This window comes from Brevibacillus sp. IT-7CA2 (assembly GCF_949767855.1).
Classification (GTDB): domain Bacteria; phylum Bacillota; class Bacilli; order Brevibacillales; family Brevibacillaceae; genus Brevibacillus.
This window is the reverse complement of record NZ_CATKQT010000004.1, coordinates 120,067-144,833: the sequence shown is the minus strand read 5'-3', so window position 1 is coordinate 144,833 and position 24,767 is coordinate 120,067. Positions and strand designations below refer to the sequence as shown.

Genomic DNA, 24,767 nt, shown 5'->3' with positions numbered 1-24,767 from the left:
GCTACTCCTTGCTTTTGCAAGTAGTTGGCAAGCTGATTGGCTTTTGCCTCCAGCTCGGCGTAGGTCAACTGTTCTTCCCCCGCAACGATGGCAATACGATCTGGGTATTGGGCCGCTGTTTCGGCAAACAGTTGTTGAACGGTTTTATCCCGAGGGTAATCGCTCGTAGTATCGTTTAGCCCGACTAGTAGATGTTGTCTTTCTTCTTGACTGAGAAAAGAGATAGAGGACAGACGTTGTTTCGGATTCTCGACGATGGCCACTAGAATGGATGCCATTTGGTCAAGTGTCCGTTCGATTGCCGCCTGCTCAAAGCGGTCTGTCCTGTATATCATTTTGATGCTAAACTGCTCGCCCGGAATCCCGACAATCGTGAGCGGATTATCTACTTCTTGGAAGTGCTGTACATGAGAGATGGAAAAAGCGAATTCCTTCTCTTCCCCTTCTCCCAGCGGATAGTTCTCAAATACGAAAATACTTTCAAACAGTGGTAGTCCACGCGGTACATCCGTCCAGCCCTGGATATCTACCAATGGCGAGTATTCATATTGCCGGACTCTAGATTGCTGATCCTGTAACTCTTTGAACCACTGATCCAACGTTTGCTCAGGCTCGACTTTCGTTTTCATCGGCAACGTGTTGATAAACATTCCAACCATCTGCTCTACACCTGGCAGATCGCTCGGGCGCCCGGAACCGGTTACGCCGTATACCACGCTTTCTTCTCCGCTCAAACGGCTGAGGAGAATCGCCCATGCCCCTTGCACGATAGTGTTGATCGTAACCTTATAAGTTCGAGCTAATTTTAAGAGAGCTTTCGTGACTTCATCAGTCAAGGTTCGAGTTGATTCATGAATCCCTTTTTCCTGCTCTGAACCTCTCAAGTGATAAGATTCAAAGGGAAGAGGTGTGGGACTCTCGACGGATGCTAGGAACTCGCGCCAGAACTTTTCAGACTCCGTGTTGTCCTGACGGCGAAGCCAGGAGATATAATCTTTGAATGGCTTTGGCTGTGGAAGTCTCAAGTCCTTGCCTTGGCAGTACGCCTCATAGAAATCGAGTACTTCCTGAAAAAGAATGGGGCTGCTCCATCCGTCCAAGAGCAAATGGTGAAAGGTCCAGATGAACTGGTGCACATCGATGGCCTTTTTGATGACCGACACTCGCATGAGGGGGGCTTCGCTCAAGTCGAAGCCCGCCTCTTTTTCTTTTTGTAAAAACGATGTCAGCATGGTTTCCTGCTCTTCATCGGTGTGATGTGACCAGTCTTCCTGTCGTATGGAAAAAGGAACACTCTCGAAGACCACCTGAAGCGGCTTCTCTACTTCTTCCCAAAGGAATCCAGTTCGCAAAATGGAATGTCTTTGAACCACTTTGTTCCAGGCTTTTTCAAAGTTGACGATGTCAAGCTCGCCTGTAAGAATGGCAATGTTCTGCACCATATAGGCTGAACCCTCAGAGTACAGCGAATGGAACAACATCCCTTCTTGCAGCGGGGATAAGGTGTATAGATCAGTAAAATCCCCCATTGGATTAATTCCCCTTTCTTTTCTTCAGCTTGGAGAGTACCTTGTTTAACGCCATTTGACTCAAGTCTGCATCCTCGAAGTCTTCAGCTCTATAGCTTTGTTTCTCCGCTTGAATCAGTGAACGCAGGATTTCCGTGAAATGACGAGCGAAAGTCTCGACGCTCGCTTCGCTATGCAATGTCTCGCTGTAGAGGAAGCTTAGGTTCAGCTTGTCTCCTGTGACTGCCCCTACCACATCAATCAGATGAGCCCTTCTGTTGTCCGGACTGATGTTGGAGCCTCTTTCTCCTTCCGCAAATCCAAACAGGGAATCTCCTTCACCCGCCTGATTGAATTGTCCCAGATAGTTGAAGCTGATCGGTGGTTGCGGAATAGCCGCTAGCTTTTCGGACACCTCGTTATCTTTCGTCAAGTAGCGCAGGATGCCGTATCCAAGGCCTTTGTTAGGAATTTGTTGAAGCTTCTCTTTGACTATTACCAGCGCATTTTCCTGAGACATGTTCTGATCCAGTCGAATCAGGAGTGGATACATGGACGTAAACCAGCCGACCGTGCGGGAGAGATCGACCTCGGAGAACAATTCTTCACGACCGTGACCTTCTAGGTTGACTAGTAGGGATTGTTCTCCAGTCCACTTGGCGTGTGCCAATGCTAACGCGGTCAATAGAACATCATTGATTTGCGCGCGGTAACGGGACGGTACTTTTTGTAGGAGGGTTTCTGTCTCTACTTCCTCCATTGCAATCGTAATCGTCCGGCAGTTCCCTTCTGTGTTCGACTCCCCGTCATGGATTGGCGGTGTAAAGGAGACCATCTCGTCTGCTGCAGCTATCCAGTACCCCTTTTCAGCGACAATACGTTCAGAGGATGCGTACTCATTCATTTTTACTGCCCATGCTTTGTAGGAGGTTGTTTTTGCTGGCAATTGAATCTCTGTTCCCTCCGCAGCCTGTCTGTATGCCGTTTGCAAGTCTTCGATCAGAACTCGCCACGATACCCCGTCTACCGCCAAATGGTGAATGACAATCAGCAAACGGCCCGGTCGATCATACCCAAGATCGAAGTACACGATCTTCATGAGCGGTCCGTTTTCCAAATCCAGGCTCGCTTGTGCTTGGTGTGAAAGTTTTTCGATTCTTCTCATGTGCTGAGCTGGCGAGACCATGCTAAGATCCTCCACGATGACCAAAACTTCCGATTCGACGTCTGCATGTGTTTGCTTCCACTGTCCATCTGTGTAGGTATAACGCAGGCGGAGTGCGTCGTGGTGAGCGAGCAGGTGGGGAATGGCTTGCTCCAGATGCTCTTCGTCCAATTGTTCGTTTACTTGCAGGAGCATCGATTGGTTCCAGTGATGTGGAGTTGGTTGCTCTTGCTCGAAGAACCATTTTTGGATCGGCAATAGTGGCGCTTCACCTGTTACCATTCCTTGCTCTGCTTCCACCTTTGTGCTTTGGCCTGCAACCTTTGCCAACTCTGCAATCGTTTGATGGTCAAAAAGATTCTTCGGAGTCAGATGAATGCCAGCTTTGTTTGCACGCGCGACGATTTGAATGCTGAGGATCGAGTCGCCCCCAAGCTCAAAAAAGTTATCGTGAATGCCGATGCGATCCATTCGCAGAACGCCGCACCAGATTTCCGTCAGTCTTTGTTCGACGAGGTTGGTAGCCTGTGTAAACGAATGAACATCTTGGCTGCGATCATAGACAGGGACTGGAAGTGCTTTTCTATCCACTTTCCCGTTTGGCGTAAGCGGCATTTCATTCAGCATGACAAAAGCAGATGGCACCATATAATCCGGAACATGTGCTTTGAAGTGTTGGCGCAGTTCGGCTGTGTCAACCTCGTGCTCGTCTTGCTTGACCGCATAAGCGACGAGCTGTTTCTTGCCCGGTTCATCTTCGCGGACAATGACTACGGATGCGGCAAGAGCAGGATGTTTGGCTAATACTGCCTCTACTTCACTCAGCTCAATGCGGAATCCACGGATTTTTACCTGATTATCGATTCGGCCGATGAATTCGATAAGACCATCTGGCAGGTAACGAACCAAGTCACCAGTCCGATAGAGTCGTGACTGCGAATCGGTTGAGAACGGGTTTGGTACGAAGCGCTCTTCCGTTAAATCAGGACGATTCAAATATCCTTTCGCCAGACCATCTCCGCCGATGTACAGTTCACCTGTTACGCCAATCGGGACGGGCTGCATTTTGCTGTCCAGTACATACACAGTCGTATTCTTGATGGGGCGGCCAATTGGGAAAGAACTAATCGTCTCTGACAACTCCGTGACCGGATAGCAGCAGGTGAATGTCGTGTTTTCCGTTGGACCGTACCCGTTAATAATCGTGAGTCCTTCGATTTCCAACGCTTTTCTTACGTGAGGGACCGAGACGACATCTCCACCAACGAGCAGTTGCCGAACCCCCATCAGGTACTCTTTATGATGATCCACCATCAGTGTGAACAGTCCCGCTGTCAGCCAAAGCGTCGTAACCTTGTGCGTCTGAATGGCTTGTCCCAGTTCTTCCAGGGAAGGCAGATCAGGTGGCATCAGCACCAGCTGTGCCCCATTCAGCAAGCTGCCCCAAATCTCAAAGGTCGCTGCATCGAACGATACCGTGGACGCTTGCAGGAAAATATCCTGCTCTGTAATTGTCACGTAATCGGTCTCTTTAACAAGACGGACAATGCCTCGATGGATGACAAGCGTTCCTTTTGGCAACCCGGTAGAACCAGAGGTGTAGATCACGTAAGCGAGACTTTCCGCTGTAGTGTCAATGTCAGGTGCCAGTTCACTTTCTTCGGCAATCATTGTCCAGTCGCGATCCAGACAAATCGCGGTATGCTCTCCGGATGGGAGTGACGGTAGAAGCTGCTCCTGTGTGAGCAAAACAGTGACTTGCGCGTCGTCCATCATGTAGGCCAGACGTTCTTTTGGATAATCCGAATCGAGTGGTACATAAGCCCCACCAGCTTTGAGAATCCCGAGCACCCCGATCAGCATTTCTGGAGAACGCTTCACGCAGATACCGACGAGTGAACCTGGGCGAACGCCTTGTTTTTGCAGATAGTTCGCTACTTGGTTGGCTCGTGTCTCTAGCTGGGAGTATGTGAGACTCTTGTCTCCCGATACTACTGCAATGTGATTCGGGTAACGCATCGCCGTCTGCTGGAACAATTGATCCACGCGTTGATCCCGTGGGTAAGCAGTCGTGGTGTCGTTCCATTCCACCAGCAACTGCTCCCGTTCTGCCTGAGGCAAAAACGGCAATTGAGTAATGGTTAATTCCGGCATCTGAACGATGGCTTCGAGTAAGTGATGGAAGTGCTGTGACATGCGCACAATCGTCGTTTCATCAAACAACGCTGTATTGTACTCAAACGTTGCGATCAATCCGTTTGGTCTTTCTGCCATTGTCAACGTCAGGTCATATTTGGCGGTGATGAGGTGTTTGTCCATATCGAATTCCGATACGCGAATGCCAGCCTGTTCGTCTAAATCTAGCTGGAAGTTTTGGAGGACAAACATCACTTGGAACAGCGGCGAGTAGCTGAGACTACGCTCTAGCGCCAGTTCATCGACCAATTTTTCAAACGGAAGGTCCTGATGGGCATAGGCTTCTAGCGCCGTCTCCTTCACTCTTGCCAGCAAGTCACGGAATGTCGGTTCCCCTGACATGTTCGTACGGAGCACCAATGTATTAATGAAGAATCCAATCAATTGTTCCGTCTCTTGTCTATTGCGTCCTGCGACAGGGCTTCCGACGAGGATGTCTTCCTGTCCACTGTAGCGGTAGAGCAGAGTTTGGAAGGCAGCCAGCAAGGTCATGAACAGTGTCGATTCTTCTTTACGGCTAAGTGTTTGTAATTTGTCGAGAAGTTCACCTGCGAGCGTCGTTGAGTAAATCGCTCCCTCGTACGTTTGTACAGCAGGACGTGAACGGTCTGTCGGCAAGGTGAGAAGCGGTTCAGCACCACTTAATTTTTCACTCCAATAAGTAAGCTGTTCGTCTAATACCGAACCTTGGAGCCACTCGCGTTGCCAAGCCGCGTAGTCAGCATACTGCACAGGTAAATCAGCCAATGCTGGTATGTCGTTTTGGCTAATCGCTTCGTAGGAGGCGAACCATTCGCGAATGAATACTCCCATCGACCAACCGTCAGAGATGATGTGATGCATGTTCAAAAGGAAGACTGTTTCTTGCTCGCTTATGCGAATCAAGGTGGTACGGAACAACGGGCCTTCGCTCAGGTTAAATGGTGTAGCTGCCTCTATTCTTGCCAGACGCTGTGTTTCTGCTTCGGACTCGTCCGTTGGTAACTCCCGCAAGTCGACTACAAGTAGCGACTGTTCTTGGTAAGGGTGAATGATTTGCACGGCTTGCCCATCTACGTGGTCAAAGGTTGTCCGCAAGCTTTCGTGGCGCTGGATCAGTACCTGCAAGCTCTTGTTCCAAGCCTCCAAATTCAGGTCTCCGTGCAATCGCATCGCTGACGGGATGTTGTACAAGGCGCTGTCTGGCATCAGACGATCCAGGAACCATAGGCGTTGTTGCGCAAAGGACAATGGCAGATGACCTTCCCGTGAAACAGGTACGATCGAAGCTCCTGTTGTTTCTTGCAAAAAGCTTCCGAGTGCTTCGGACAGTTCTGCAATAGTTGGGTTTTCGAAAAGCGTACGGATTGGTACTTCTCCTGCAAACATGTCACGAAGTCGGGAAATGACCCGTGTCGCTAAGAGAGAATGCCCGCCCAGCTCGAAGAAGTTGTCATGAATCCCGACTTTTTCGATACCGAGCACTTGTGACCAGATTGTGGCGACCAGCTCCTCCGTTTGGTTGCGTGGCGCTACATACTCTTGGGTTGAAGCCAGTTGCCCCCACTCCGGCTCTGGCAGCTGCTTCCGGTCGATCTTGCCGTTCGGTGTGAGCGGCATAGCGTCCAGCCAGACAAAGACAGAGGGAACCATGAACTCCGGCAATTTTGCTTTTGCCCAGAAGGCTAAGTTAGTGACCTCTTCGCTACTTTCCTCTTTTGTCGTCACATACGCTGCCAGACGTTTGTCACCCAGCTTGTCTTCTTTAGACATCACCACAGCTTCCTTGACAGACGGATGGGTGCGAAGGACAGCCTCCAACTCTCCCAACTCGATTCGATAGCCGCGAATCTTTACCTGATGGTCAATCCGCCCCAAATACTCGATTTGTCCATCTGGGAGATAACGGACCAAGTCGCCGGTGCTGTACATCCGTGCATGCGGGTCAGCGTGGAATGGATTGGGCAAGAATCGTTCTGCTGTTAGCTCAGGGCGATTCAGGTACCCGCGAGCCAATCCTTCCCCGCCAAGATACAGTTCCCCAGGCAAGCCCAACGGTACAGGTTGCAGGTTGGTATCGAGAATATACGTTTGTGTGTTCGACAAAGGACGGCCAATCGTCGGTTCTGACGTCGCACCTTTGGTGACCTGTACATACGTGGAGTAGGTCGTATCTTCAGACGGACCGTAAAGATTAAAGACTTTTTCCACATGCTCCAATGCATATAGACTTTGCACCAATGTGTTTGGCAACGGCTCTCCAGCTAAGTTGACCACTCGTACCGTCGCCGGGATCGCGTTCATCCGCACCAGTTCTTTGGCCGCAGATGGAACGGTATTGATTAATGTCACTTCGTTGACTGCTGGCAGACTCGGTACATGCAAGGCGTTGTCAGCCAAGATGACTTTCCCACCGTAGCTTAAGGTCACGAATATTTCATAGACAGACAGATCGAAGCAGATGGAAGTAGAGGCGAGCACCCCACTCATTTCTTCGGCTGAAAAGACGGTTTTCGCCCAAGCGACGAAAGCAATGACACTACTGTGCTGAATCGCTACCCCTTTGGGCAGACCTGTCGAGCCCGAGGTGTATATGACATAGGAAAGGTTCGTTGGCTCTACCAGATTAAGCAGGTTCTCTTCGCTTTGCTCCGCGATAGACTCCCAGTCACGATCCAGGCAGATCACTTGTGCTGGATGTTCAGGCAGCATGGATAACAGGCTTCCTTGGGTCAACAGAATCGCCGCTTGCGAATCCCCCAATGTATAGCCGATTCTCTCTTGGGGGTAAGCCGGATCAATTGGTACATACGCGCCTCCAGCTTTGAGAATTCCCATCATCGCCACGATCATCTCAGTCGTACGTTCCATGAGAACAGCGACCAGGACCTCTGGGCCGATCCCTTGCGCACGCAGATAGTGAGCCAACTGGTTTGCTCGTCGGTTTAGCTCCGCGTATGTCAGTCTTTCTTCTCCGACGATTAAAGCCTCTGCATCCGGTGTAGCGACTACTTGATCCTCAAATAGCTGGTGCATCACCGCGTCACGAGCATATTCCGTTTCCGTTGCGTTCCATTCCACTAACAGCTTGTGGCGTTCCTCGTCCGTAATAAATGAAAGTGTAGTCAACGGCAGTTCCGCTTGAGCCATTAGGGCATGTAGAACCTGCGCCATCTGTTCTAATACCTTAACAATCACTTCCGTATCAAAACGTCCTTGCTCATAGATCAATTTGAGAGCAAGTTCGTCGCCAGGAGCCGCCACCAATGTCAATGGGTAATTGGTTTGCTCCACTGCTTGGACTTCACTCAGCGACACCCCGGAATCTGACTCCTCACTCGTGCTGTTCAAGTAGTTCTCAAAAACGAGAATACTGTCAAACAACGATTGTCCATGTGGAACCTCACTCCAGCCTTGGACGTCTACAAGTGGGGTATATTCATACTGGCGGATGTCTAGTTGTGTCTTTTGCAAGTGTTGTAACCATTCCTGTATCGTTTGGCTTGGGTTAAACATGACGCGGACAGGTAGCGTATTAATAAAGAGTCCTACCATGTTTTCCACTCCTGGCAGCTCTGCTGGACGACCAGAAACTGTCGTTCCAAAGACAACATCGTCTGATCCGCTGTAACCGCTCAGGATGAGTGCCCATGCCCCTTGCACTAACGTATTTAGCGTCAACTGCTGCTTGCGGGCAAAAGCTTGCAGGTGGGCCGTTACTTCCTTGGATAAGTAAACGGTTCGATCACTGTAGGCTTTAGGCTGTACGGCATGACTGCCTGCTTTTCCCATAGCAAGTGGTGTTGACTCGTAGAAGCCTCTTAACTGCTCGCGCCAATAGCGCTCCGCAACTTGTTTATCTTGCTTATTGAGCCATGCGATATAGCGACTGAATGGTTGGACTGCTTCTAATTTTTCTTCTTCGCCTTTATCGATCGCTTGGTAACTTGCCTGCCAATCTTGCAAGACAAGTGGCATACTCCAGCCATCTAGCAAGATATGATGGAAGCTCCATAAGAAGCGATACGTATTTTCGTTCGTGCAAAACAATGTCCAACGCATCAATGGCGCCTGATTAAACTGGAAGTTTCGCGTGCGGTCTTTTTCCATGTACGATTGGATTTCAGCTTCCTGCTTATCGACATCCACATGGCGTAGGTCGATTTTTTCTACGCTTACTTTTACTTGTTTTCGGACGATTTGATGCGGTTGTTCCAATCCTTCCCAGATAAAGGAGGTACGAAGAATCGAATGGCGGTCAACTGTTTTCTGCCATGCTTGCTCGAATGCTTCCAAGCTAATATCTCGCACTGTCATGAGGAACTGTACAACATAATCGCCGCCCTCTTGTTCATACAGGGAGTGGAACAGCATCCCCTCTTGCAGTGGTGTCAGCGAGTATACACTTTCAATCTGACGATCCGAAGCGATGTATTTGTCGATAGACTGCTGATTTAGATTAGCCAGCGGGAAGTCTGACGGTGTGTAGCCGATTTCTTCTGCCGATTGAGTGTAAGACATAATCTCCCGCAGTGCTTCCATGTAATCATCTGCAACAGCCGCAATCGTCTGTTCGTCATGGATGTTTTCGTTGTACAACCAGGTGACGTGTAGCTGATCTCCTGTAACCGCACTAATGATATCTAGCAAGTTCTCTCGAATCGAATCAGGGGCAAGGTTGGCTCCACTGCATTCAGACGCTATGCCAAACGTAGAGGAAACCGCCACCGTCTGATCAAATTGCCCAAGGTAGTTGAAGCTGATTTGCGGTTTCGGTTGGGCGTTCAGTTGGTGTTGTAGTTCAAGATCATCACTTAGATAGCGCAAAATTCCATAGCCAACACCCTTATTTGGAATCTGGCGGAGCTGTTCCTTGGCTGCCTTCAGCATATGCCCCCATGGTTTTTCTTGCTCGATAGAAATTTGTATCGGGTACATACTTGTGAACCAGCCAACCGTATGGGATAAATCTGCCCCTTCGATTATCTCCTCGCGTCCATGCCCTTCCAGAAGTACGACCATCGACTCTTTTCTTGTCCACCGATTCAGCGCTTTTGCTAAGGAAGCAAGCAATACGTCATTGATTTGCAGACGGTAGGAAGGGAGCGTTTCGTGAAGCAAGTTGCGCGTCTCTTCCGTGGTCAGCGTAAGTGTAATCTGTTTCGTGGATGCCTCGGTGTTTTGGGCTGGCTCATACGTACGGTCAACAGGAAGTGGATCCACTTCATACGCTTGATTTGCCCAAAAGGCTTTTTCCATTTCGAGCGCATCAGAGTTGGCATAAGCGTGTAACTGTTCAGCCCATGCCTTAAACGATGTTGTTTTTGACGGGAATTGTACCTCCTGACCATTTACAACTTGCTCATAGGCCAACTGCAAGTCTTCCAGCAAAATGCGCCAGGATACCCCATCGACTACCAAGTGATGAACAACAAGTAAGAGTCGTCCCGTGCGTTCTTTTCCAAGGTGGAAGTACACTGCTCGGAACATCGGTCCTTCTGTGATGTTCAGACTCGCCTGCTTTTCGCCTGCAATTTCTTCCAATCGCGCGAATTGTTCCTCTGGTGAGATGCCAGACAAATCAACCAGATGGAAAGGTGCAGGTTCGCCCAAGCCCTCGATGTGTTGTGACCATAAACCGTCGTTGTTGGTATAACGCATGCGTAAAGCATCGTGGTGTGCAAGCAACTCGGTAATGGCACGCTCCAATGCGTTCGTATCAACCGGTTCCTCGACTGTCAACAAGAAGGATTGATTCCAGTGATGGATAGACGGTTGATTTGCGGCAAAGAACCACTTTTGGATTGGTGTAAGCAACACATTTCCGGTCACGATGCCTTGCTCCGCCAGTTGAATAGCGTTTTCCCCGTTTCCAGTTGTTGAAACGAGAGCTGCTAGTTCAGCGATTGTTTGGTTTTCAAAGATCTGTTTAGGTGTAAGACGAATCCCTACTTGGTTAGCCCGAGAGACGATTTGGATACTCAGGATCGAGTCTCCTCCGAGCTCGAAGAAGTTGGAGTTGATACTGATTTCTTGGATTCTGAGAACGTCTTGCCAAATCTCAGACAGTTTGCGCTCGATATAGGTATGTGGTGCAACGTAGTACCCATCACTTGTGCTCGCATAATCAGGTTTTGGCAGGGCCCGACGGTCTACTTTCCCATTTGGCGTAAGCGGCAATTCATCCAGCATGATGAAAGCGGATGGCACCATATAATCCGGAACATGTGCTTTGAAGTGCTTACGCAGTTCGGCTGTGTCCATTTCTTGCTCCGCTTTCTTGACCGCATAAGCGACGAGCTGTTTCTTGCCCGGTTCATCTTCGCGGACAATGACTACGGATGCGGCAAGAGCAGGATGTTTGGCTAATACTGCCTCTACTTCACTCAGCTCAATGCGGAATCCACGGATTTTTACCTGATTATCGATTCGGCCGATGAATTCGATAAGACCATCTGGCAGGTAACGAACCAAGTCACCAGTCCGATAGAGTCGTGCCTGCGAATCGGTTGAGAACGGGTTTGGTACGAAGCGCTCTTCCGTTAAATCAGGACGATTCAAATATCCTTTCGCCAGACCATCTCCGCCGATGTACAGTTCACCTGTTACACCAATCGGGACGGGCTGCATTTTGCCATCAAGTACATACACAGTCGTATTTTTGATGGGACGGCCAATCGGGAAAGAACTACTCGTCTCTGGCAACTCCGTGACCGGATAGCAGCAGGTGAATGTCGTGTTTTCTGTTGGACCGTACCCGTTGATAATCGTGAGTCCTTCGATTTCCAACGCTTTTCTTACGTGAGGGACCGAGACGACATCTCCACCAACGAGCAGTTGCCGAACCCCCATCAGGTACTCTTTGTGATGATCCACCATCAGTGTGAACAGTCCCGCTGTCAGCCAAAGCGTCGTAACCTTGTGCGTCTGAATGGCTTGTCCCAGTTCTTCCAGGGAAGGCAGATCAGGTGGCATCAGCACCAGCTGTGCCCCATTCAGCAAGCTGCCCCAAATCTCAAAGGTCGCTGCATCGAACGATACCGTCGATGCTTGCAGGAAAACGTCCTGCTCCGTGATCGTCACGTAGCCCGTTTCTTTGACGAGACGGACAATGCCTCGATGGATGACAAGCGTTCCTTTTGGCAACCCGGTAGAGCCTGAGGTGTAGATCACGTAAGCGAGACTTTCCGCTGTGGTATCAATGTCAGGTGCCAGTTCACTTTCTTCGGCAATCATTGTCCAGTCGCGATCCAGACAAATCACGGTATGCTCTCCGGATGGGAGTGACGATAGAAGATGCTCCTGCGTGAGCAAAACAGTGACTTGCGCGTCGTCCATCATGTAGGCCAGACGTTCTTTCGGATAATTCGAATCGAGCGGTACATAAGCCCCACCAGCTTTGAGAATCCCGAGCACCCCAATCAGCATTTCTGGAGAACGCTTCACGCAGATACCGACGAGTGAACCTGGGCGAACGCCTTGTTTTTGCAGGTAGTTGGCTACTTGGTTGGCTCGTGTCTCTAGCTGGGAGTATGTGAGACTCTTGTCTCCCGCTACCACTGCAATGTGATTCGGGTAACGCATCGCGGTCTGCTGGAACAATTGATCCACGCGTTGATCCCGTGGGTACGCCGTCGTGGTGTCGTTCCATTCCACCAGCAGTTGCTCCCGTTCTGCCTGAGGCAAAAACGGCAATTGGGTAATGGTCTGCTCCGGCATCTGAACGATGGCTTCGAGTAAGTGATGGAAGTGCTGTGACATGCGCACAATCGTCGTTTCATCAAACAGCGCTGTATTGTACTCAAACGTTGCGATCAATCCGTTTTGTCTTTCTGCCATCGTCAACGTCAGGTCGAACTTGGCAGTGACGAGGTGTTTGTCCATATCGAATTCCGATACGCGAATACCAGCCTTTTCGTCTAAATCTAGCTGGAAGTTTTGGAGGACAAACATCACTTGGAACAGCGGTGAGTAGCTCAGACTACGCTCTAGCGCCAGTTCATCGACCAATTTTTCAAACGGAAGATCCTGATGGGCATAGGCTTCTAGTGCCGTCTCTTTCACTCTTGCCAGCAAGTCACGGAATGTCGGTTCCCCTGACATATCCGTACGGAGCACCAATGTATTAATGAAGAAACCGATGAGTGACTCGATCTCCTCCCGATTTCGTCCTGCAACCGGGCTTCCGACGAGGATGTCTTCCTGTCCACTGTAGCGGTAGAGCAAAGTTTGGAAGGCAGCCAGCAAGGTCATGAACAGCGTCGATCCTTCTTCACGGCTGAGCATACTCAACTTTGCTAACAGTTCAGCTGAAAGCGTAAAGCTATACATCGCGCCAGCATGGCTTTGAACGGATGGACGCGGACGATCTGTCGGCAAAACCAATAGTGGTTCGGCATCGACTAGCTTTTCTTTCCAGTACGCTAGCTGTTGCGATAGCACATCTTCTTCCATCCACATCCGTTGCCATACAGCGTAATCGGCGTACTGCAATGTCAGATCAGCTAATTCAGGTTCTTTGCCTTGAACAAATGCTTCGTACAGTGCTCTCATTTCTTTGATGAAAATACCGATTGACCAGCCATCGAAAACGATATGGTGCATGTTAAATAAGAAGACGGCCTCTTGCTCGCTTATGCGAATCAAGGTGGTACGGAACAACGGACCTTCGCTCAGGTTAAATGGTGTAGCTGCCTCTATTCCTGCCAAACGTTGTGTTTCTGCTTCGAACTCGTCCGTTGGTAACTCCCGCAAGTCAACTACACGTAGCGACTGTTCTTGGTAAGGGTGAATGATTTGTACGGCTTGTCCATCTACGTGGCCAAAGGTTGTCCGCAAGCTTTCGTGGCGCTGGATCAGCAGCTGCAAGCTCTTGTTCCACGCCTCTATATTCAGATTCCCGTGCAATCGCATCGCTGACGGGATGTTGTACAATGCACTGTCTGGCATCAGACGATCCAGGAACCACAGGCGCTGCTGCGCAAAGGACAATGGCAGATGACCTTCCCGTGAAACAGGTACGATCGAAGCTCCTGTTGTTTCTTGCAAAATGCTTCCGAGTGCTTCGGACAGTTCTGCAACGGTTGGGTTTTCGAAAAGCGTACGGATCGGTACTTCTCCTGCAAACATGTCACGAAGTCGGGAAATGACCCGTGTCGCTAAGAGAGAATGTCCACCCAGTTCGAAGAAGTTGTCATGAATCCCGACTTTTTCGATACCGAGCACTTGCGACCAGATTGTGGCGACCAGCTCCTCCGTTTGGTTGCGTGGCGCTACATACTCTCGGGTAGAAGCCAGTTGGCCCCACTCTGGCTCTGGCAGTTGCTTCCGGTCGATCTTTCCGTTCGGTGTGAGCGGCATAGCGTCCAGCCAAACAAAGACTGATGGAACCATAAATTCTGGCAATTTTGCTTTTGCCCAGACCGCTAAGTCAGTGGCCTCTTCGCTACTTTCGTCTTTTCTCGACACATACGCCGCCAGACGTTTGTCACCCTGCTTGTCTTCTCTTGCCATCACCACGGCTTCCTTGACAGCCGGATGGGTGCGAAGGACAGCCTCCAACTCTCCCAACTCGATCCGATAGCCGCGAATCTTCACCTGATGGTCTATCCGTCCCAAATACTCGATTTGACCATCTGGAAGATAACGGACTAAGTCACCGGTGCCGTACATCCGCGCTTGCGGGTCAGCGTGGAATGGATTGGACAAGAATCGTTCTGCTGTCAGCTCTGGTCGATTCAGATAACCACGAGCCAATCCGTCACCGCCAAGATACAGTTCCCCAGGTAAGCCCAACGGTACAGGTTGCAGGTTGGCATCGAGAATATACGCTTGTGTGTTGGACAAAGGACGGCCAATTGTCGGTTCTGACGTCGCACCTTTGGTGACCTGTACATACGTGGAGTACGTCGTATCTTCAGACGGACCATAAAGATTAAAGACTTTTTCCACATGTCCCAGTGCATATAGATTTTGCGCCAATGTGTTTGGCAGTGGCTCACCAGCTAGGTTGACCACTCGTACCGTCGCTGGGATCGCGTTCATCCGCACGAGTTCTTTGGCGGCAGATGGGACGGTATTGATCAATGTCACTTCGTTGACTGCTGGCAGGCTCGGCAAATGCAACGCGTTGTCAGCCAAAATGACTTTGCCTCCGTAGGCTAAGGTTACAAATATTTCATAGACTGACAGATCGAAGCAGATGGAAGTCGAGGCGAGCACCCCACTCATTTCTTCAGCCGAAAAGACGGTTTTCGCCCAAGCGATAAAGGCAATGACACTACTGTGCTGAATCGCTACCCCTTTGGGTAGACCTGTCGAGCCCGAGGTGTAAATGACATAGGAAAGGTTCGTTGGTCCCGCCAAATTTGGCAGGTTCTCTTTGCTTTGCTCTGCGATAGCCTCCCAGTCACGATCCAGGCAGATCACTTGTGCTGTATGTTCAAGTAGCATCGATAGCAGGCTTCCTTGGGTCAACAGGATTGCCGCCTGCGAATCCTCCAACGTATAGCCGATTCTCTCTTGTGGATACGCGGGATCAATCGGCACATACGCGCCACCAGCTTTGAGAATGCCCAACATCGCTACGATCATCTCAGTCGTACGTTCCATGAGAACAGCGACCAAGACCTCTGGGCCGATCCCTTGCGCCCGCAGATAGTGAGCCAACTGGTTTGCTCGGCGGTTCAGCTCCGCGTACGTCAGTCTTTCTTCTCCGACGATTAAAGCCTCGGCGTCCGGTGTAGCGACTACTTGTGCTTCAAATAGCTGGTGCATCACTGTGTCACGAGCATATTCCGTTTCTGTTGCATTCCATTCCACTAACAGCTTGTGGCGCTCCTCGTCTGTGATGAATGAAATGGCAGAGAGATGGTCTTTAGGCTGAGCCATTATGGACTCTAATACTTTGATCAATTGAGCCAATACCTTATCCATGGTGGCCTGCTCGAATCGATTTGTCTCATAAATCAGCTTGAGCAATAGTTCTTCGCCAGGCGCCGCCACCAATGTCAATGGATAGTTCGTCTGCTCAACAGCTTTGATTGCGTTTAGTGACATATCTGTATTCGCCTGTGTTTTTGCACCAGACATGTAGTTCTCGAAAACGAGTATGCTGTCAAACAACGCCTGTCCAAGCGGCACTTCGCTCCAGCTTTGAATGTCAACAAGCGGTGTGAACTCGTACTGACGTATCGCACTCTGTTCCTGTTGGATGTTCTGCAGCCAGTCGATCACCGTCATTTGTTCCGAGAAAAGCACGCGAACAGGTAGCGTGTTGATAAACAGACCTACCATGGAGTCCACTCCACGCAAATCTGTAGGGCGTCCCAGGTTGGTTGTCCCAAATACCACTTCCGACTCACCTGCATAACGACTTAAAATCAACGCCCACGCACCTTGAACCAGCGTATTCATCGTCAGTTGATGCCTACGGGCAAAAGCTTGCAGACTCGCAGTTGTTTCCTTCGATAAAAGAATCATTTGATCTGCGTATTCTTTTTGTTGTACAACCCTTCCACCCGGTTTCCCCATGCTAAGAGGAGTTGGTATACGGAAGCCCCGCAGATGATTTCGCCAATACTGCTCTGATGCCTCAAGACTCTGCTGCTTTAACCAGGCAATATAAGAGGAAAACGGTGGAGCGACAGGCAGTTTTGCTTCGGTACCATCAACAGATGCCTGATAATAGGCCAGCCAATCGTTTAACACGATCGGTGTACTCCAACCATCCAATAACATATGGTGAAAGCTCCAAACGAGTTGACTGGTTTTCGAATCGAGACGAATCAACGACCAACGCATCAACGGCGGGTGAGCGAGATCAAAGCCTAGCTTGCGATCTTGTTCGAGATAGGTTTGTAAGTTCGCTTCTTGCTTTTCTTTCGTTAAGTGACTCCAGTCCAGTTGTTCGACATGTGCTTTTACTTTTGTATGAACGACCTGATGCGATTTCTCTAATCCGCTCCATAAGAAGGAGGTTCGGAGGATTGCATGTCGCTCGACAACTTTTTGCCATGCTTCTGAAAACATCGCCAGATTCAAATGATCCAAATTCACGACCAGTTGAACGACGTAGTCCCCGCCTGCTTGCTCATAAAGAGAGTGGAACAGCATCCCCTCTTGTAACGGAGTGAGCGTGTAAATGTTCTCGATCAGACGATTGTTGCCGATGAACTTGTCGAGGCTTTTTTGATTCAGCTCCGCCAAAGGGAAATCGGAAGGCGTATAGCCACCTGCCTCTTCAGAGCGACAATGGGCGATGATCGCTTGCAATGATTGCACATAGTCACGAGCAAGCTCTTCAATCGTTTGTTGTTCGTACAGATCGCTGCTGTATGTCCACGTCATTTCTAACTGATCTCCCGCCACCATGCTCTGGAAATCAAGTTTATGAAGTCGGGTTTCATCCTTGCTCAGATTGGACGCTGACCAGTTCGGAATGATCTGGAACAAGGATGCATCAGCCGTTTGATCCTGATCAAATTGTCCTAAATAATTAAAGCTAATCTCAGGTTGCGGATAAGCTTGCAGGGTATTTATCGTTTGTTCATCTTTGCTTAAATAACGATGAATGCCGTAGCCAATCCCTTTGTCAGGAATCGTGCGTAATTGTTCTTTGACTGATTTTATCAGGGAACTCCAAGGCGTCTTTGGCTCCATTTCCAGCAAGACCGGGTACATGCTTGTGAACCAGCCTACTGTACGGGAAATGTCCACGCCATCGATGATCTCTTCACGCCCGTGTCCCTCAACTGATACATAGAGTGTCTCTTGCCCCGTCCAGTTGTTATAGGCTCGGATCAAAGCACTGAGTAACACGTCGTTAATCTGAGTACGGTAAGCGGCTGGTACCTCCTGCAATAAGGCACGTGTCTCGTCCACGCCCAGCTTTACCTTTACTTGAACAGCCAGACTTTCTGTGTTCTTTCCATTCGGATGGTCAACAGGCAGGTTTACTACATGACTTGTATCCAGATTCGCCCAGTATTCGTCGACTACGCTTTGCTGTGCGTACTGTGTCAACTGTTCCGACCATTGCTTGAAAGAAGTCGTCTTCTGAGGCAAATTCAGCTGTTGCAACCCTGTCAATTGTTGATAGGCCGTTTGCAAGTCTTCCAGAATAATTCTCCAAGAAACACCATCGACAGCGAGATGATGAATCGCAATGAACAGACGCTGTTTGGCCCCGCATTGGAAGTATGCAGCACGAAGCAATGGTCCTTTTTCGATATCCAGACTTTCTTGTAGCTGGTCTGCGATGGCTTGCATTTGTTCCTCTATGTCCGTTTCAAGTACAGCTGTCAAATCTACTACCTGAAATACATCCTCATCCGAAACGACATCATGATATTGCTCCCATTTTCCATTGACGTTCCGAAAACGCAGGCGCAAGGCATCATGGTGAGCAAGAATCGTCGCAAAAGCTTTTGCCAATAAACTCGCATCCATTTCTTCACGCACAGTAAGCATGACAGATTGATTCCAGTAGTTGACATGGCAAATTTCCTGCTCAAAGAACCATGTCTGAATGGGCGTCAGAGGCAATTCGCCAGTAACAAGACCCTGCTCCCTATGCACTTGTGGTGCATCCTCAAGAACAACGACACTTGCGGCCAATTCTGCCAATGTTTGAGAGTCAAACAAGTGCTTTGGTGTAAATCTGATACCCGCCTGGTTGGCACGCGCGACAATCTGAATCGTCAATATCGAGTCGCCGCCCAGTTCGAAAAAGTTATCGTGAATCCCGATTGACTCTACACCTAGAACTCCTTGCCAGATTTCGGCCAGCTTTTGTTCTATTTCCGTTTGTGGGGCAACAAAGGAATCTTCCCATTGAGCTCGCAGGGTATCGGGTAACGGTAAAGCACGGCGGTCTACCTTTCCGTTAGGAGTGAGAGGCAGAGCATCCATCAGTATAATGACAGATGGCACCATGTAGTCAGGAAGTCTATCTTTCAAAGACTGACGCAGTTCATTCGTCTGTACCTCTTCTCCCTCATGAAGCACGGCATAAGCCACCAGTCGTTTGACACCAGGCGTCAAATCCTCCCTGACGATCACCACTGCTTCCGAAACAGCTGCATGTGCATACAAGGCCGACTCTATTTCCCCCAGCTCAACCCGGAATCCGCGAATGCTTACTTGATCATCAGCTCGTCCAATAAACTCCAAATTGCCATCTACCAAATAGCGAACCAAGTCGCCAGTGCGATACATCCGTGCCCCTTCATCTGTAGAGAACGGATTGGGGACAAAACTGGCTTCCGTCAGGTCAGGACGGTTCAGATAGCCGCGTGCCAAGCTTTTCCCTGCAATGTAAAGTTCCCCGACAACTCCTGCAGGCACAGGCTTTCTGCTTGCGTCAAGTACATAGACAGATACGTTGTCAATGGGACGTCCAATGGAAGGAGCCGCTTCTCGTGCTCCCTGCACGGGCACGATACCAGCAGTAGCAACGACAGTATTTTCTGTTGGGCCATACTGGTTTACCAGCGTAAACGGTACATTCGCAGACGGGTACTGGTGCAAAGTATCACCACCCGTCAACATGTAGCGTAAAGCTGATTCGGCTGGCCAATTCAAGGTAAGCAGGCTCTCTGCCAAAGGCGTTGGTAAAAAGCTTATCGTGATGCCTGATTCGACTAACCAATTACGCAGCTTTTCCGGTACGAGACGAATCTCTTCCTGTGGCAGGCAAATCGTAGCACCTGCCGTCAAATACGGCCAAATCTCCCACACCGAAGCATCAAAAGCTGTACCGGCTATTTGCGATGCACGGTCTGCAGCGATTACGTTGTACGCTCGCTGATGCCAATTTACTAGATTCAAGAGTGATCCGTGCTCGATCTCCACTCCTTTTGGCGTTCCTGTAGAACCTGACGTATAGATGACATAGGCGAGTTGTTCTGCTTTGGTCGTAACCGCTGGCGCAATCGAACTCATCTCAGCAATTACATGCCAATCTCGATCCAAGCAAAGGAACGTTGCAGCGCCTTCTGGTAATGCACCTATCAACCGCTCTTGGGTTAAGACCAAAGACATCCGTGAGTTCTTGATCATAAAAGCGAGTCGTTCTTGCGGGTATGCAGGGTCCATCGGCACATAAGCGGCACCTGCTTTGAGAATCGCGAGTTGACCGATCAACATCTCGATGGAACGCTCCACGCAGATTCCTACCAAGTCTTCCGAGCCAATCCCTTGTTTTAGCAAGAGATGAGCGAGCTGATTGGCCTTCGCATCCAGGTCTGCATAGGTGATTGCACCTTGCTCACCCGAAACTGCAATCTGATCAGGCAACGTTTGTGCCAGTTGGGCAACACGTTCGTGCACGCAAAGATCGCGGGAATATTCAACCTCAGTATCATTCCAACCGATGAGTAACTGATCTCGTTCCACACCGCCCAACAGTTCAACTTCCGTTATTTTCTGTGCTGGGTTGGTCGCAATAGCTTGCAAAAGATTGCGGAAATGCTCTGCCATGCGCTCAATCGTCGTACGATCAAATAAATCTGTACTGTATTCAAACACACCCTTGAGTCCGTCATCCTCGTCTTCAATCATGGTGAGAGTCAAATCAAATTTGGTCGTCTTGTTGAGATTGACTTCATTAGGTGTAATGGATATCGTCTCGCCTTTACGTACACCCGTTGACATTCCCTGTACGGAGAAAAGTACCTGGAATAGCGGCGAGTAGCTGAGACTGCGCTCAATTTGTAATTCATCGACCAATCTTTCAAAAGGAATATCCTGATTGGCAAAAGCATCAAATGCCGTCTCACGAACACGTCGCAACAGCTCAACGAATGTAGGTTCGTTAGACAGGTCAGTACGAAGAACCAGCATGTTGACAAAGAATCCGATTAGGTTTTCTATTTCCTGACGATTCCGTCCCGCAACAGGTGTGCCTATCAGAATATCTGTGGTATGTGTATAACGGTACATGAAGTGCTTGAATGCCGCTAAGAGCGTCATGAACAGTGTCGCGCCTTCTTGGCGTCCGAGCTCGCGTAGCTTTTGCCCCACTTCACTCGGCACGAAGAAAGAATAGTTGTCACCGCGATAGCTTTGCACGACTGTCCGTGGACGATCGGTCGGAAGTGGTAAAAGTGGTTCACTCTGGCCCAGCTTCTTTTTCCAGTAACTGAGCTGCTGCTCCCATACATTGTCTTGCCATTTCTCTCGTTGCCAGACTGCGTAATCGCGATATTGAATGGGTAAATCGGCAAGCGGTACTTCTGCTTCTTTGACTAATGCTTCATAGATTGTGCTTAGCTCGTTCACCAATACATCCATAGACCAACCGTCAGAGATGATGTGATGCATATTAATCCAGAGAACGGACTCTTGTTCCTCCAGTCGGATCAACGCTGCTCTCATCAGCGGCCATTGATCCAGTTGGAATGGCGTCGCGCCATCTTCTTCCACCATACTCATCCATTTAGCGTCTTTTTCCGCCGCTGGCATGTCGCGTAGGTCAGTGACAGGCAGTGACAAATGTACATTTGTATGAATCACTTGAACCGCTCGTCCTTCTATGTCCTTAATCGTTGTTCGAAGGGATTCATGCCGTTTGATGATTTCATTCAAAGCACGTTCCATTACATTCGTATCGACTGCTCCACGCAGATGGAATCCGACCGGAATGTTGTACATGGCGCTATTCGGGATAAGCCGATCAAGGAACCATAGACGTTGTTGGGCGTAAGACAGCGGTAACTCTTGAGAACTGTCCAATGAAAGCGGTTTGATTGGGCTTTGCTTTATCGGCTCTGCACCTTGGCGAGTGAATTGAATACGTTCAGCCAATTCTGCTACCGTCTGATAGGTAAAAATCTCACGCATCTGAAGCTGAGTCTGAAATAGTTTGGATGTACGGGACAGCAATTGTGTCGCTAAAAGCGAATGCCCTCCCAATTCGAAAAAGTTATCGTGGATCCCGACTCGTGATACACCAAGAACCTCCTCCCAAATCCGGGCGAGCAATTCCTCAATTGGATTGCGCGGCGCACTGTACGCGTTGCCTGTTTGCACATTGCCATCTGGGAGTGGCAAAGCTTTGCGATCAATTTTGCCGCTCGAGGTCAGTGGGAACTCTTCCATTTGAATAAAATGAGATGGAACCATGTAATCTGGCAGCGTTTGGCGAAGCAGTGTGCGTAAGGAGGCAACAGTCCACACCTGATCTGCGATAATATAGGCGCATAGATACGCTTGTTGGTTATGATCTGTGTGTGCCACTACCACTGCATCACGAATCGACTCTTCTTCGATCAACCGGCTTCGAATTTCGTTCAACTCAATCCGAAATCCACGAATTTTCACTTGGTGGTCGATGCGTCCGAGGTATTCGATGTTTCCATCCTTGCGATAACGAGCCAGGTCGCCTGTACGGTACATGCGTTTGCCTGCTTCAAACGGATGGGAAACAAACTTTTCGTTCGTCAATTCCTCATTATTTAGATATCCTCTCGCCAACCCAGCTCCGGCAATGCATAATTCACCAGGAACTCCGATTGGCTGCAATTGTCCATATTGATTGACGATATGCATTTGATAGTTGGCCAATGGCTTTCCAATAGGCACAGGATTTTCTATCAAGTCTAGCGTGAGTGAGTAACAGGAAGCATAAATGGTAGCTTCTGTAGGACCATAGATGTTCTCCACTTTCACTTCTGGCAATACGTTATATACTTTTGGCGCAAGATCATTCGGCATTGCTTCCCCGGCAGCCATGATGTATCGCAGTCGGTTTCCTTCTTTTCGCCCCTCGAGATACTCGACAAATGGAATGAGCATAGATGGAACAAAATTGACATGCGTTACGTCATAATTTACAACAGATTCCCAAATTTTGTCAGATTCCTTCTCTGCGCCAGGTTCGAGAATTACCAGTCTGCCGTTGCCGAGAATCCAGCCGAAGATTTCTGCGACAGATACGTCGAAGGTATAGGTCGTTTTTAACAAATACGCATCTTTTTCTTGTAGCGGATATTTCTCTTGCAGTGCGAAGATTTGATTTAATAAACTCGCATGCTCGATCATGACGCCTTTCGGTTTGCCTGTCGAACCCGATGTATAGATGACGTATGCAAGATTACTCGTTTGGGCTACATTCGCAAGATTACCCGGTGCTCCCTGATAAAGCTCATCCGCCTCTAGATCAAAGATCCGATCAGCAAAATCAATTGTCTCTAAAAAGCGTTTTTTTGTAAGAAGTAGCACACTGCCGCTATCCTGTAAAATGTATTCGATGCGTTCCTTCGGATGAGCCGGGTCGATTGGTAAATATGCTCCGCCTGCTTTAAAGATCGCAAGAATGGCAATGATCATTTCCGGTGAGCGTTCTGTGAGCAAGCTGACAATACTTTCTGGTCCGACCCCTTTTGCACGTAAAAATGTAGCAAGTTGATTTACCTTTTCGTTTAGCTCACGATAAGTAAGCTGTTGCTCTCCCATGACCAACGCAATGAGGTGTGGTTGTTTCTCTGCACGCTCTTCAAAAATCTGGTGAATCAGATAATCAATAGGATAATTGCGATATGTATCATTAAAAGTATGGAGCTGAAGGTGCTTCTCTTCGGAATTTACCACTTCTAGATTTTTCAGAAGGATATCCGGTGTATTTGTCACTTGCGTCATGATAGTTGTGAGTTGTTGGTTGAGGTGTTGGAGTTGATCTTCCGTAAATACGGATGCATTGTATATATACGTAACAGTGAGGGTATCGTCTGAGGTGACCATTATGTTTAGGTCGTAGTTGGTTTGTTCAAAAGCATACAAATTTGTGAGAGTGAATTCTTGGTTATATTGGTTCAGACGGGTCAAAAGCTCTGCGCCCATCGGATAATTTTGGAACAGAATAATATGATCGATCAGTTGTTGATTTTTCTGAATGTCCGCGAGGGAAAGATAATGATATTTTTCCAGCGAAATCGACTCTTCTTGTACTTGTTTCACCAGATCAGAAAACGTTTGATTGTCTCTCATCTGAACACGGATAGGTATGGTATTGATGAAAAGTCCAACCATCTGCTCGACATTCGGGATATCGATTGGACGGCCAGAGACAACCGATCCGAATACAACGTCATCGATATTGCTTTGGCGCTGCAACATGAGACCCCAGATTGTACGAAAGAGATTGTTTACAGTCACTTGCAATTGTTTTGCGATTTTATTCAAGCGGCTCGTCAACGACTGACCAATCGTGAAGACCATCTCTGCTTGATTGTATTTGATTCCGGTACCCTGCTTTTGAATAAATGTGCTCGGCTCATAGCCGCTTAAATACCGTGACCAGTTGACTTTTGCCTCTTCTGCATCCTGTTCCCCTAACCAGCTTATGTACTCGCTGTACGGATAAACTTGGCCGAGATTTACTGGTCGTTCGTCTTTTAATTGTTGATAGATTTGGAAAAAGTCATGTAACACAAGCGGAATGCACCAGCCGTCGAGCAAAATGTGATGGTGACTCCAAATCAGTGTATAGGCATCAGAAGCGGTTTGGACAAGAGTGAGGCGAATGAGCACATCTTTTGCCAAATCAAAGTTTTTCTGACGTTCTCTTTTAGCAAAGTCCTCCAAAAAGACAACTTGCTCGTCTTCAGAGAGGTGTGTGATATCGATCACCTGCACGTTTGTCTTTCTTTCCTTGAGTACAATTTGTCGCGGCTTTTGAACCTTTTCAAGGATAAAGACAGTTCGGAGAATATCGTGTCGCGCGATCAGCGCGTTTAAACTTTGTTCGAGAATAGCTGGATCGATGAACCCTCTAATGGTAAAGCGCAATTGTTCAAAGTAGGACTCTGTTCCTTCGTCCAGGAGGGAATGAAATAACATTCCCTCCTGCATGGGAGATAACGGATATATATTGGCGATCTTTTTACTTGACACGTCTACTCTCCTCCTGGGGTACATTT

The 24,767-nt window shown here is 48.9% G+C and carries 2 protein-coding genes; both read right to left on the bottom strand.

Annotated features, from left to right (window positions below; all coding sequences use genetic code 11):
• The coding region (locus ACM6JA_RS03050) for a condensation domain-containing protein (protein WP_414851134.1) at window positions 1-1,529 on the bottom strand (1,529 nt) is incomplete at its 3' end.
• A 4-nt stretch (window positions 1,530-1,533) separates the two neighbouring features.
• A complete protein-coding gene (gene lgrB, locus ACM6JA_RS03045) occupies window positions 1,534-24,765 on the bottom strand; it encodes a linear gramicidin non-ribosomal peptide synthetase LgrB (protein ID WP_414851132.1) in 23,232 nt (7,743 codons plus the stop codon).
• Window positions 24,766-24,767 lie beyond the last annotated feature (2 nt).